Raw genomic sequence first — 13,880 nt, forward strand, 5'->3', positions numbered from 1 at the left:
GCTTCCATCGACCCGTCAGGGGCCCAAGCGATCATCGCTGCTCTGGAAACGTATCGTGCGTTACCGGTGGATGTATCTGCTAGCGTTACCGGGCTTCCTTTATTTCGTCATCATGAAGTACATGCCCATGTGGGGAATTTTATTGGCCTTCCAGGACTTCAATCCATTCAAGGGCTTTTGGGAAAGTGAGTGGGTCGGGTTCGAGAATTTCCGGACGTTCTTCACGTATGGCGACTTCTGGCCGCTGCTCCGGAATACGTTATCCATCAGTATTCTGAACCTTATCTTCTTCTTCCCGGCACCGATTGTGCTGGCCCTGATGCTCAATGAGGTGCGGGTAGAATCGTACAAGCGCATCACGCAGACGATCATCTATTTGCCCCATTTCCTGTCGTGGGTTATCGTGGCGAGCTTCACGTTCTTGTTCTTCTCCTTCGACATCGGCATTCTGAACAAGGCACTGAGCGCGCTAGGTTTCTCCAATGTATCGATCTTGACGGAACCGCGATACTTCTATGGCGTCCTGATCGGGCAGAGCATCTGGAAAGAGGTCGGCTGGGGCACGATCATCTTCCTCGCTGCCATTGCAGGGGTGGATACCCAGCTGTATGAAGCGGCAACGGTGGATGGGGCCGGACGCTTCCGCAAAATCTGGCATGTGACACTGCCCGCGATTCGCTCGACGATTGTCATCCTGATGATTCTGAAGCTCGGCGATATGCTGGACGTCGGCTTTGAACAAATCTTGCTGATGCTGAATCCGATGGTTCGAGGGGTCGGTGAAGTCTTCGACACCTATGTGTACCAGCAGGGGATACTGAGCGGTAACTTCAGTTACAGTATCGCCGTCGGACTATTCAAGTCCGTTGCCGGTCTCATCCTCGTCGTAGGCGGCAATTATCTGGCCAAGAAAGCGGGCGAAGATGGCTTGTACTAAGGTTGGAAAGGAGGAGGAACGATGCCGCATCAAAAACACCAGTTCGGCGATTACGTCAATTATGCTTTACTTGGCCTGATCTCGCTCGCCATGATCTTCCCGTTCTTCTATGTCTTCTCCGTCTCCTTAACGGACCCGGATACTTACGTGCAAGGCGAATTCATCCTGATTCCCAAGAACTTTTCCCTGGACGCCTATAAATTCGTACTGGGAACCAGTCAGCTGTGGAATTCATTGCAGGCGACTTTGTTTATAACGATTGTAGGCACCATCTTGAATCTGTTCTTCACGATGACCTTCGCCTATGTGCTCACCAAGAAGAACATGCCGGGGTGGAAATTCCTGACGTTCATGGTGCTGCTGATTCTGTTCTTCAACGCAGGACTCATCCCAAGCTACTTGCTGGTCAAGGAGCTGGGCCTGATGAATTCCCTGTGGGCGCTGATCCTGCCAGGTTTAACGAATCCATGGGCGCTGTTCGTGGTTCGTTCCTTCTACACCACCATTCCTGGTAGTCTGGAAGAAGCGGCGTACATCGACGGGGCCAATGATCTGCAGATTTTTCAGAAGATCATCCTGCCGCTCTCCAAGCCAATCATGGCGGCGTTCTCCCTATTTTTCGCAGTAGGGCTATGGAATACGTATCTGAACGGGATTTTCTTCATCCAGGATCCGCAGAAATGGCCGCTGCAGGTCTTCCTGTCACAGATGATTATTGAATCGAATACGACGTTGGGTTCATCCGTGAATTTCGATGAATTCAATCAGGCCCCACCGCCGTCCGAGACGATCAAGATGGCCTCGCTGGTATTGGTTATGCTGCCGATACTGGTCGTCTATCCATTCTTGCAGAAGCATTTTGCAAAAGGGGTATTGCTAGGTTCAGTTAAAGGGTAAGCTATTACAGATAAAAAGGGAGCAATGATCATGCATACGAAAAAAATAGCAATGACCATGATGGCACTTATGCTAGTTTTCCTGACTGCTTGTGGAGGCAACAATAATAATGCCTCACCTGGCACCAATAGTGGCGGAGAGAATGGCACAGCTGGCGACCAAGGGCCGACATCCATCCGGATGCTGGCAGGGGTATGGGGGCAACCGCCGGCGGATATTGCGAACAGCTCGATTTTTCAGAAGCTGCAAGAAGAGACCAACACGAACCTGACCATTCAAGTGGTGCCGGTATCCAACTATGACCAGAACTTGAACTTGGTCATGGCGGCCAATGAGCTGCCGGATCTGGTACATGCCTTCAGCAGTAAAGCGCCCACGCTAGTCAAAGCGATTAACCAAGGCGCGTTTCACGATTTGAGCGAATTTGATCTCAGCTCTTATCCCAATCTGGCTGAAATTCCAGAACTAATCTGGGACAATTCCAAGATTAACGGACAAATCTATGGTGTTCCTAGTCCGGTAGGACTGAATGCCGACGGCTTCATGGTTCGACAAGACTGGCTGGAGACGCTGGGCTTGGAAGACCCGACAACGCTAGAGGAATTCAAGGAGATGCTGATCGCCTTCCGCGAGAATGATCCTGACGGCAATGGCAGCAGAGACACATACGGCCTGGTGGGACAAGGGATGGCGCTGATGGGTGCCTTCGGCGTACACGAACCCAAGTTCGAAGACGACCACATGCTGCTGCATTGGATGTCCGAGGATTTCAAGGAATACCTGACGTACATGCGTGACCTGTTCGCTCATGATGTCATGCCAAGAGAATATTTCATTATGAAGAACAATGACATCAAAACCATGCTCAACCAGGGACTTGCAGGTGCGTACAGCGCTCCATTGCATTCTGCCGGTGAGTATACAGTGGAAATCCAGAAGAAATTCCCTGAAGCACAATTCAAGAATCTGAGCCCCATCGAAGGGCCTAAAGGCTATACGGGACAGCAAAAGCTGGGCTACTACGGCATGTGGCTGATTCCTTCCCACGTAGATGAGAGCAAGGTGCCGAAAATCCTGGAATACCTGGACAAAACCGCTTCGGAGGAAATCAATAACCTGATGACTTATGGCATCGAAGGCGTGCATTATGACAGCCTGGATGGCCAGATTGTAGAGGCTTCGGACGCACAGATCAAGCTGCGTGATGAAGAGGCGGGACAAGGCACAATCGTATTCCTCAACAAATATAGACCGTATAACGATGTAACCAAGAACGGCTTCACCATTGAGGGTCTGGAAGAGAACCTGATCTCCAGCATTGATGAGCATGTCGAGCTCTCGCCAGCTAATCCGTTCGACACCCTGATCTCCGAAACGTATTCGGACCGCTACGCTGACGTCTTCAAGGATCTGGATTCGATGATCGTCCGCAGCATCACGGGAGAGATTGAATTGGCGGCATGGGACACGTATGTGGAGCAAATGAAAGGCAACCCAACGGTTCAGCAGATGATGAAGGAGTTTAAAGAGCAGTACGACCTATCTAACGAGAACTGATGCATTTGGAGAGTGCCATGTACCAGCAGGAGGCCTGAGGGATGTCCCTCGGGCTTCCTGTATCCTGGTCTGTCTTGGTTTGTGTCGAAATGTGTCGATCGTTATAATGGGGAAAAACAGAAAAAGGGTGGGGGCAGATGATTAGCCGGATCTCGCAGCTGCTGCAGAAACAACGATCTAGACGCTATTTTAACAGGCTGGTCGGATTTGGACTGATATCCATGGTCGTACCCATTATTCTTATCTCCTTCTTGAGTTACAAGATTACAATCGACAATATGGAGAAGCAAAATAGCCAAGCCAGACTGGATATGCTCGGGCAGCTGCAAGCGCGCGTCGATGAACGGCTGGAGAACGCGCGGGTCGCGCTCTATTCGCTCGTGTTCGATGCCGATATTGCCGAGGCGACCCAGCGGGAGGACTTCCCGCTCAGCTCGCAGCAGTTAATGGACACGCAGGGCAAGCTGGCCTTGCTGCATCAATCCATTGAGAACAGCTATGGCGTGTCTCTTTTTTTTGTGGACAACGGGGTTGCCCTGTTCAATGACCGTTATATTCATCCTGCGGGAGGGGACAGAGTGGGCAATTATCCGGGCTACGGTCCGGTTGGCCAGTGGCATTACCAGAGCGGGACCAACTTTCGCGTGGTTACTTACACGGTTGCTCTGCCGGCTTTCTCTGAAACGCCCCGCACGTATTTGTCCATTCATGTGAGTGTAAACGCTTTTGCCAATATATTAAGAGAAATCGACTTCATAGATACAGGCGATCTGTACTTCCTGGATACCGGGCTGCAGACCATTTCCAGCAGAAAACACGGTACGATCGCTGAGAGCCAAGCCGCGGCTGGGCTGGAGTGGATGAGCGGGAATACCCGCCCCTTCGATCAGTGGCAGGATAAAGCCTCCAACGTGTCAGCCCTCTATGTGAAATCGCAGCAAACGGGCTGGTATACCGCCATTATGATTCCCCTGAATGAGACCGCTGGCTTTGTCTCGAATATCGTCTGGCTTACGATTCTCATCAGTATCCTGGCCATCGCTACCGGAGGCGTGATCCTCTATATTAGCTCCAAAAAGCTCTACGCGCCGATCTATCAATGGCTCAAGGAGGAGAACTATACGCTGGAGGGCGACGCGGGTACCAAGGATGAGTGGTCGTGGCTACGCACCAAATGGCAAGGGCTGAAGGAGGATTTGCAGGAAAAGGAGCCTGAGCTCAGGCAATCGTTCCTGTCCGCCTTGCTGGGCGGCTATTATGCCGAATCCGAAACGGAGGTTGCCGTATTGCTGCAGCGGCATCAGATTCCCGAGGATTGCAAATGTGTCGCCTTCATCGTGGATCCGGGAGATTTTCTGGCGTACAACCGGTTCAAGGCGAATGACAAGGCGCTGGTGCACGCGGCGATTGCGAATATATTCGGCGATCTGATGCGCCATAACCATCTGGAGGGCGATGCGATCCGCAGACCGGAGAACAATCAGACAATCTTCATTACCTATTATCCGCGAGACATCGAGGAGGCGCAGGCCTACCAGATGACGCGGCAGATCACCAGTGCGCTCATCATGTCTATCGAGACCTATCTCAAATTCCCGGCCAAGCTAGGATTAGGAGGTCTTCGTCACTCCGTGTTCGAATTAAGAGATTCGTATCTGGAGGCCAAGGAAGCGCTGCAGTATCGCATTATTCGAGAAGAAGAACCTATTCTGGATATCAAAGAAGTGAAACAAGTGAAGGATCGATTCGAGTATCCATTCGATATCAGCGAGAAGATTGTCAAAGAGCTTCGCAGCGGCAACCGGGCCGAGGTCGAGAGCGGCTTTGACCGGTTCGTCGAGGTCATCCGCCTGAAGCAGTATTCCGATCAGACGTACCGGCAGATGTTCCTGATGCTGTATGACGCCATGATCCAAGGGCTGTATCACTTCTCCAATGAAGCCGTCAACGAATTGCTGCAGAAGGACGGGTATGAAACGATACTGGCTGCGCAATATTTTACCGAAATTGAGCAATGGTTCCGGGACGAGTGGATTAGCTCCTGCTTCGAGCTGATTGAGCGCGAGAATGAAAGCAAGGGCACACAGCTGATCGAATCGGCCAAGCAATATATTGCGATGACGCTGGATCAGGATCACTCCCTCAATCTCGTAGCGGAGCAAGTAAGCTTGAATCCGTCGTATTTCAGCCGGTTGTTCCGCAAGGAAACAGGCCAGAACTTCCTGCAATACGTAGCTTCCGTCAAGATCGAGGAGGCGAAGAAGCAGCTGGAGCAGACGGATGACCCGATTTATAAGATTGCCGAGAAGGTAGGCTACACCGAGCAGACCTTCCGCCGTGTCTTCAAGAGCCAGACGGAAATGTCACCAAATGAATACCGTAAGAGCCTGCGTTGATGCTGGTTCAGCATAGATAAACAGATGGGATGTGGAGCGAAGTGGAGATTTCTTTGTCGTCCATGACGTGGAAAGTAAAAGGCTTCTGGCCGTGGGTTCCCCTGCTGCGCAACAGCGCAGAGACGGGCATGGAGCTGATGGGCGTGACAGACTGGATCCCGGCGACTGTGCCGGGTGGCGTACATTATGACCTATACCGGGCAGGACTCATCGATGACCCTTATCGGGATACGAATAGCCTGAATTGCGAGTGGGTCGAGAACCGCTGGTGGGTCTACAAGACGGAATTCACCCGGCCGCAGGTGGAAGGGGAGAGGCTGGAGCTTCTTTTCAAAGGCCTGGATTATGAAGCCATGATCTACCTCAACGGCAAGCTGCTGGGCGAGCATGAGGGAATGTATCACCCGGCCAGCTTCGATGTCACTGAACAATGGCAGGAGCGGGAGACCGTCCAGCTCATGGTCGTGCTGAAGCATGCCCCCGACGAGATGGCGCAGATTGGCAAGACCTCGATGACGTTCACTCAGAAGAGCCGCTTCAACTACAAGTGGGATTTCTCGACGCGGCTGGTTAATATCGGCCTATGGGATGATGTTGTGCTGCGAGCGCATCCTTCGCATACGTTTGGCGAGGTGCGGGTGAGCACGGATGTTGACCCAGCGGGACAGGGGATCGTGACCGCCGTGATGGAGCTCCAGACTCATGGAATTAAGGGCGAGGAAGAAGTAACCGTACGTGCCGTGTTGTTGGACCCCCAAGGCGAGCAGATCAGGGAACAGGTCGAAGTCGTGACCGCAGGTGAGGACGCGCATAGGGCGGAATTTCGTCTGGATGATCCTGCGCTCTGGTATCCGAACGGCTACGGCGATCAACCATTATACAAGGTGTGGATTCAACTGATAGCCGGCAAGGGAACGCTGCTGCTGGATGAGCAGGTGTATCCGGTTGGCATTCGAAGCCTGAAGTACGTTCAGAATGTAGACAGTCCCGAGGATGCGCTGCCCTATACGATTGTAGTCAACGGCAAGAAGATATATATCAAAGGTGTAAACATGACGCCGCTGGATCATCTGTACGGCAATATTAGCCGCTCGCGGTATGAATGGATGATCCGCCTCGCCAAGCATGGCAACATCAATATGATCCGGGTGTGGGGCGGCGGCTTGATCGAGAAGCCGGAATTCTATGAGCTGTGCGATCGCCACGGCATCATGGTCTGGCAGGAATTCATCCAATCCAGTTCGGGCATCGACAACATTCCGTCCAAGCGACCGGAGTTTCTGGCGCTGCTGGAACAGACGGCAATTGCGGCGCTGAAGGGCCGCCGCAATCATACCAGCCTGAGCGTCTGGAGCGGAGGCAATGAGCTGATGAGCGGCGATCGGGTGCCGTCCACCTATGAGGATGAGAACCTGGCGATGCTGAAGAAGCTCGTCAAGGCACATGACCCGCAGCGTTTGTTCTTGCCGACGTCGGCCTCTGGTCCAGTGGAGCATATCACCCGCAAGAAGGGTGTCAGCCATGACGTCCACGGCTGGTGGAAGTATGAGGGCAATCCGGGTCACTATGAGTTGTATGGTGAATCGGACAACCTGTTCCATAGTGAATTCGGGGTCGACGGCATGAATGCGGAGAAGAGTATCCGCAAGTTTCTGAGCGAGGCACATCTGGAGCCTGTATCGATGGAAGACAGCATGGTCTGGCGCCATCATGGCGAATGGTGGGATACGTACAAGCGGGATCTGGGCCTGTTCGGGGACGTGCCTGATCTCCGCACCTTCGTCGCCTGCAGTCAGTGGATTCAGGCCGAAGGGCTTCGCTACATCCTGGAGGCCAACCGCAGACGGAAATTTCGTAACAGCGGCAGCATCGTCTGGCAGATGAATGAGCCGTGGCCGAATGTGGCCTGCACCAATCTGGTGGATTACTACGGTGAGAGCAAGATGGCGTATCACTATGCGAGGAAAGCCTTTACGCCTAACCATGTCTCGCTCGACTACCGGAGCCTGACGTACACGGCGGGCGAGACCTTCCGTGAAACCGTCTATGTCCACCGCGCGGGGGAGCCTGGGTCCACAGCAGTGACCGCTGAGGTTCTCGATAGCCACGGACGTGTGCTGCATGAGCAGCAATTCCAAGGGGAATCCATAGCTGATCAGGCGCTGGAAATCGGCGTGTTGGTGTTCGAGGTGCCGAGCACGGAGGATCAGCTGTTCTATGTCCGGCTGCGCATGGACACAGACGCAATAGGGGAGAACGGCAATCTCTATGTATTTTCTACGAGGGAAGACGCGCTCTACGCACCGGCGCTGGAGCTGGAGGCTCCACAGATTGAGGTGGAACAGGTGGACTTATCGACGGTGGAAGCGTCACAGGGCACAGAGTTCCATTATCGCTACCGTGTGACCAATACGGGTTCCGTGGTTGCCCTGCACCTGTACCCGGAAGAGCAGACCGACCGCTATTGGCTCGTCGCTGACGGTGCCTATGAGAGTCTGTTCCCCGGCGAATCTATTGAGATGACGATCACCTGCGTGACGAGAAGCGGAATGCTGTTTGAAGCGGGCCCGCGGGAGGGTGACGAAGCGGTCCAGCCGGACCTCGTGATTCGCGGATTTAAGGAGCCGAAGGTCTAGTTAAACATCATAAACGCAATATTAAACGGGGCTGTCCCATGTCATTTTAGGTGACGGAGGGACGCCCTTTCTTCATCTTATTTTTCTTAAAAAAAACCGCAAGAAAGCGCATAAAAGGATCGTGCCATTATTTAACTTCGCGTGCTATAATCGACTTGCCTGGAATAGGTTCAGTTGGATTGGACGGCCGCCGTCCGCTGGATCAGATATGCTCGCAGAAAGGGGAGCGCATATGCATGCGATATAAAGCTACCCTCATTCTCTGTCTGGTCATTTTGACAGCGAATGGATTGCATATGCTTTACAATGAATTCTCCGCTGTGCGCCTGCTCATTTTAGGAGTAAACATCGCCATTGCCTGGTTTTTGGGAAGAAAAATGGATCAGTATCTCCAGATGAGGCAGGAGCTGAGCCGGACCAAGGAAAACCTCATTCAATATTCGTATGGACTTGATTCTACGAAGGATGGCATAGGTATCACGAATGAGGCCGGCCGTTTTGAATACGTGAATCATGCGCATATAGAATTGTATGGATACTCCAGAATGGAGCTATTGCATGCGCACTGGAGCATCTGTTATTCCCATGAAACTCAGGAGAGGGTGGCCGGCGTTGCTGTGCCTGCTCTTCGAAGAGACGGCTTCTGGCGGGGGGAGGCGGAGGGCGTCCGCAAGGACGGAACGACGTTCCCCCAGGAGCTGGTGCTGTCGCAGATTCGGGGGAGCAGCAAGGTCTTTTGTGTGGTGCGGGATTTGACGGAGCACAAAGGCGCGGAAGCGAAGATCCGGCAATTGGCGCTGACGAATGAAGTTACGGGGCTTCCCAACCGGCGGAGTCTTCTGAACAAGATGGCCGACCTGATGGCGGGGAGAGCGCCCTTTTATGTACTCTTTGTGGATGTGGACCGCTTCAAGCACGTGAATGATACCCTGGGGCATGAAATGGGGGACCAGTTGCTCCTGCAGGTTGCTCAGCGACTGGGCGCTTTTGAGAATGAAGAGGGAGCAGTGTTCCATTTTGGGGGAGATGAATTTATCCTTCTGCTGCAATGTTCATCAGACCAGGTGAAACGGTCTGCTGCCGCTATACTCGCCTCTATTGGCGAGCCCTTCGATATCTCGGGGATGGAGCTGAACATTACCGTGAGTATCGGCATCAGCGGCTACCCTGACGACCACGAGGAATGGGAGGGCTTGATTGGCTTGGCGGATACCGCCATGTACCAGGCCAAGCTGGCAGGCAAAAATCGTTATCAAATCATCAACCACGATATAAAAGCAGCCCTGAAGCGCAAAGCGTACCTGGAGACCGAGTTGAAAAAAGCGATCCGCAATCGGCAGTTGGAGCTCCATTATCAGCCGATCCTTGAGCTTGAAGGCCGCCAGGTGACGGCCGTGGAGGCCCTGCTGCGATGGAACCACCCGCAATTGGGGATGGTATCGCCGGCAGAGTTCGTACCGCTCGCGGAAGAGACGGGAATGATCACGGACATCGGCAGATGGGTAATCCAGGAGGCACTGACGCAGGCGGGGATATGGGGCCAGCGAGGGTATAGTCTGGGGGTGTCCATCAATGTCTCCCAGCGGCAGCTTGGCAACGACAGGGGATTGGTGGACTACATTCGGGAGAGGCTGGCGGCAGGCCCGATAGACCCGGCACAGGTAGTGCTCGAAATCACGGAGAGCGTCATGGAGGATTACGAGACCATCATTCCGGTCCTCAATGAGCTGAGGCAGTTGGGCCTGCGGATTGCCCTTGATGATTTTGGCACGGGATTCTCCTCCCTGTCATTCATCAAGCGCTTGCCGATCAACATGCTGAAGATTGACCAATCGTTTATCCGGGAGCTGACCTCGGGCCAGACCGACGTGGCCATCATCAAGTCGATTCTGGAGCTAGCAATTAACTTGGAGCTTACCAGTGTCGCCGAAGGTGTGGAGACCCCGGAGCAAGTGGACATTCTTAAGCGGCTGCAGTGCTCGAAGGGCCAGGGCTATCTGTTCAGCAAGCCGCTTCCCGCGCAGGCCCTGGAGTCGTGGCTCGCAGAGCAGTCTGGGCCGATTAAACAGACGGGGACGGCTGATACCGGAGCGAAGTGATTGAAGTGATACTACTCCCTGAGAAGGAGCTGAGCATGATGAGATATGAGAGAAATTGGGCGGGTAATTATACATTTAGTGCTGCGGAATGCCACTTGCCCGAGAACCTGGAAGAAGTGCAAGCATTGGTTGCGTCCAGCTCGCGCCTCAAGGTCATTGGTTCGCGGCATTCCTTCAACGGAATTGCAGATACAACAGCAGCGCATCTCTCGATGGAGCGGATGAACCGCATCCTCTCGCTGGATCGCGATCAAAATCGGGTAACGGTAGAGGGTGGAGTGCGGTACGGGGATTTATGTTCGTACTTGCATGAGCAGGGGTATGCACTGCACAACCTGGCTTCCTTGCCCCACATTTCAGTTGCTGGTGCCTGCGCGACAGCTACCCACGGGTCAGGCGAGGCGAATGGCAATCTGGCCACGGTTGTTTACAGCTTAGAGATCGTCAAGGCAGATGGAGAACTTGTGACGTTTACGCGAGATGACGCGAACGGCGAGTTTTTCGGCGCGGTAGTGGGACTTGGGGCACTGGGTGTCGTAACGAAAATAACGCTGGATGTCGTGCCTGCATTTAATATGACGCAGCATGTCTATGAAGGGCTTCCACTGAGCGAGGTGCGGAATAACTTTGATGTCATCGTATCCTCGGGCTACAGTGTCAGCCTGTTCTCGGACTGGACGGATACGACGTTTAACCAAGTGTGGTTGAAGCAGACTGCGCCAGCAGGTGCTGATGTCGTGCCTGGTGCCGAACAATTCCACGGGGCTAAGCTCTCGGGGGTCAACCTCCATCCTGTGCCAGGACAAGGGGCCGACCATTGCAGTGAGCAGTGCGGGATTGCGGGGCCGTGGCATGAGCGGATGCCGCATTTCAAGATGGCCTTCACGCCGAGTGCGGGCGAGGAGCTGCAGAGCGAATATATCGTGCCTCGTGAGCATGCGCTGCCTGCCTTGGAGGCGATCGCCAACCTCCGTGAGGACATCGCGCCGCTGCTGTTCACTTCGGAGGTGCGGACGATCGCAGCTGATCGGCTATGGTTGAGTCCCTGCTATAAGCAGGACTCCGTTGGTTTTCATTTTACATGGAAACCGGAGTGGGAGGCGGTGCGTCAGGTGCTGCCGCGCATCGAGGCTCTTCTGGAGCCGTTCGATGCGCGCCCGCACTGGGGCAAGCTCTTCACCATGAGTGCTGAGCAGCTGCAGCCGTTGTTCCCCAAACTGCCGGACTTCCGTGCGTTGGCGCTGCGCTATGACCCTGAAGGCAAGTTTAGGAATGCATATTTGGAGACGTATCTCTTTACTTCCTGACTCGGCATGACTCAAGTTGCCATCTGCTTTCGCGAGCGGATGGTTTTTTGTCATGTTGACACAAATATGGAACACTACAGGCTGCCCAAAACATAGTCAATGACTGATATCTCATGTATGATGATGAGGTTGTTACTGGGCGTTGGATCCAGTCGGCTACGGAAAGGATGCTGAAGATGAAAAAGGGATGGCTGGTATTCATTTCACTCATACTCGCTATTGAATCATTGCTTGTGCCGCCTGGGGCTGCGGCGGCGGGGCTTGCATTTACATCGGTGTCGAGCCAAGCGGATACGTCAGTGGCACTCGACACCGAAGGAGAGATCTATGCTTGGGGCAGCAACTGGAACGGTCAGTTTGGCAATGGGACCAGCGCAGGATCTGCCGAGCCGCAGCGGATCGAGGTGCTGGAACATGGACTGCCAGTTACGTTCCGCGAAGTAAAGACAGGAAGGAGTCATAGCCTGGCTCTGGATACAGATGGGCAGATATGGAGCACCGGTGACAATGGTTACGGTCAGCTAGGCAAGGGGCATTTTGATGCTTCTCTGTCCTGGAGCAAATTAGTAATCACAGATGAAGGTGCGGAGGTTTCTTTCTCGACGATTGCCGCCGGTTGGGGTTCTTCCTATGCCATAGATGACAATGGCGAGCTTTGGGGATGGGGTCTTAGAATCAGCTCTACGATGCCCCAACGCACGGCGATTCCGACCAAGCTGGGCCTGACGGATGGGGGGAGTCCGGTACAATTTCAATCCATTGCCAACAATAATGAACAGGCCATTGGTATCGATTCGTCCAATCACTTGTGGCAAATCGCTCTTGTTGGGGATCAGACGCAGAAGTTCAACCTGACAGACGACGGGACGACGCCTCAATTTCAATCCGTTGCCGTTGGCGCAGGCTATGGTAACGGCGGGTTTCTGGCACTGGCGCTTGAAACGGACGGAGACCTGTGGATTTGGGGTAGCAACGACCACGGCCAACTCGGCGATAGCGGAGTTGAGGATGAGACGCGCTGGTTGCCTGAGAAGCTGACCGTCTTGGATCACGGCAGTCCTGTTCTATTTTCCAAGATTGCAGGGGGCAACCACCATGCACTGGCTCTTGATACGAACGGGAATTTGTGGGCGTGGGGCAAAAACGATCAGGGGCAGCTGGGCAATGGATCAACGGCGGGCAACGGGCCGGTCAAGGTGACGACAGAGGATAACGGAAATCCCACCCGGTTCACCTCGATTACAGCCGGCTTCGAAAAGTCCTACGCCCTTGATGCCGAGGGACGCATATGGGCCTGGGGTTATTCATATGGCTTGATGCCAAGCCGGTTCCCGGCTGGGGTCAGCCCGACCGTGACCCTGGCGGTATCCCAGACGTCTTCGACCTATCTCGAGGAAGTTACACTTACGGCCAACGTGTCAGGCGTATGGGGGATGCCAACCGGGACTGTCGAGTTCAGAGACGGCACTCATGTGCTGGGGAACAGGGCTTTGAGTGGAGGCACAGCCGAACTTGATCTTTCTACGCTGTCAGCGGGCCCACATCATCTGACGGTTCACTATAGCGGTGATGTTACATATAGTGCTCTGGCGTCTGAAATCTTGGACTACACGGTGGATATGCCGGGGGCTCCTGCGCTTACGCTGACACCGTCGACGACCGCTGACACCTTCGATCCGGTGACAATAGCGGTGGACGTGCAGATTGAAGGCACAGGCAACACACTGGACAGTCTGAAGTGGCTGGCAGGCAGCCGCGCCGCTGAAGACTTTGCCGGTGCGGGTACGGACATCTTGGGTAGCCGCAGTTTTGAAGCGGCAAGCAGCGGCATATACACGGCCTATGCGCGCGATGCTGCAGGCAGCGAAACCGTGGAGACGATCGAGCTGAACAATATTCTGGCTGCAGGTGACGCTGCAGGACTGAACGCAGCCATTGCGGCTGCCGGGCAGGCGCTGGCTGAGCATCCCGAAGGAAGCGGCGTCGGCGAGGCGCCAGCAGCTGCACGGTCCACGCTGCAGGCTGCGATTGGCGCCGCACAGGCGGTCGCG

The 13,880-nt window shown here is 54.1% G+C and carries 8 protein-coding genes; all 8 read left to right on the forward strand.

The annotated features are described in order from the left end of the window. Positions 1-70 precede the first annotated feature (70 nt). The gene (locus F556_RS0128705) at positions 71-937 is read left to right on the forward strand and encodes an ABC transporter permease (protein WP_083938176.1); all 867 of its coding nucleotides are present in this window, start codon (positions 71-73) and stop codon (positions 935-937) included. A 21-nt stretch (positions 938-958) separates the two neighbouring features. After that, positions 959-1,834, forward strand: a complete 876-nt coding sequence (locus tag F556_RS0128710; RefSeq protein ID WP_020620449.1) for a carbohydrate ABC transporter permease — start codon at positions 959-961, stop codon at positions 1,832-1,834. Between the two features lie 30 nt (positions 1,835-1,864). After that, a complete protein-coding gene (locus tag F556_RS36725) occupies positions 1,865-3,391 on the forward strand; it encodes an extracellular solute-binding protein (RefSeq protein WP_020620450.1) in 1,527 nt (508 codons plus the stop codon). A gap of 137 nt (positions 3,392-3,528) precedes the next feature. Beyond that, positions 3,529-5,787, forward strand: a complete 2,259-nt coding sequence (locus F556_RS0128720) for a helix-turn-helix domain-containing protein (RefSeq protein WP_020620451.1) — start codon at positions 3,529-3,531, stop codon at positions 5,785-5,787. 62 nt (positions 5,788-5,849) lie between these two features. After that, positions 5,850-8,423, forward strand: a complete 2,574-nt coding sequence (locus F556_RS0128725) for a glycoside hydrolase family 2 (RefSeq protein WP_020620452.1) — start codon at positions 5,850-5,852, stop codon at positions 8,421-8,423. A gap of 236 nt (positions 8,424-8,659) precedes the next feature. After that, the gene (locus F556_RS35535) at positions 8,660-10,522 is read left to right on the forward strand and encodes a putative bifunctional diguanylate cyclase/phosphodiesterase (RefSeq protein ID WP_020620453.1); all 1,863 of its coding nucleotides are present in this window, start codon (positions 8,660-8,662) and stop codon (positions 10,520-10,522) included. A 38-nt stretch (positions 10,523-10,560) separates the two neighbouring features. After that, positions 10,561-11,829 carry an FAD-binding protein gene (locus F556_RS0128735; RefSeq protein ID WP_020620454.1) on the forward strand — a complete coding sequence of 423 codons (1,269 nt, stop codon included), beginning with the start codon at positions 10,561-10,563 and terminating at the stop codon, positions 11,827-11,829. 176 nt (positions 11,830-12,005) lie between these two features. Further along, positions 12,006-13,880, forward strand: a 1,875-nt coding sequence (locus F556_RS0128740; RefSeq protein WP_020620455.1) for an RCC1 domain-containing protein, incomplete at its 3' end; no start/stop codon positions are given.

Source organism: Paenibacillus daejeonensis DSM 15491, from assembly GCF_000378385.1.
Taxonomy (GTDB): Bacteria; Bacillota; Bacilli; order Paenibacillales; family Paenibacillaceae; genus Paenibacillus_D; species Paenibacillus_D daejeonensis.

Coding starts and splice junctions, on each gene's coding strand:
- F556_RS0128705 (WP_083938176.1), top strand. CDS start 71: ATGTATCTGCTAGCGTTACCGGGCTTCCTTTATTTCGTCATCATGAAG.
- F556_RS0128710 (WP_020620449.1), top strand. CDS start 959: ATGCCGCATCAAAAACACCAGTTCGGCGATTACGTCAATTATGCTTTA.
- F556_RS36725 (WP_020620450.1), top strand. CDS start 1,865: ATGCATACGAAAAAAATAGCAATGACCATGATGGCACTTATGCTAGTT.
- F556_RS0128720 (WP_020620451.1), top strand. CDS start 3,529: ATGATTAGCCGGATCTCGCAGCTGCTGCAGAAACAACGATCTAGACGC.
- F556_RS0128725 (WP_020620452.1), top strand. CDS start 5,850: ATGACGTGGAAAGTAAAAGGCTTCTGGCCGTGGGTTCCCCTGCTGCGC.
- F556_RS35535 (WP_020620453.1), top strand. CDS start 8,660: ATGCGATATAAAGCTACCCTCATTCTCTGTCTGGTCATTTTGACAGCG.
- F556_RS0128735 (WP_020620454.1), top strand. CDS start 10,561: ATGAGATATGAGAGAAATTGGGCGGGTAATTATACATTTAGTGCTGCG.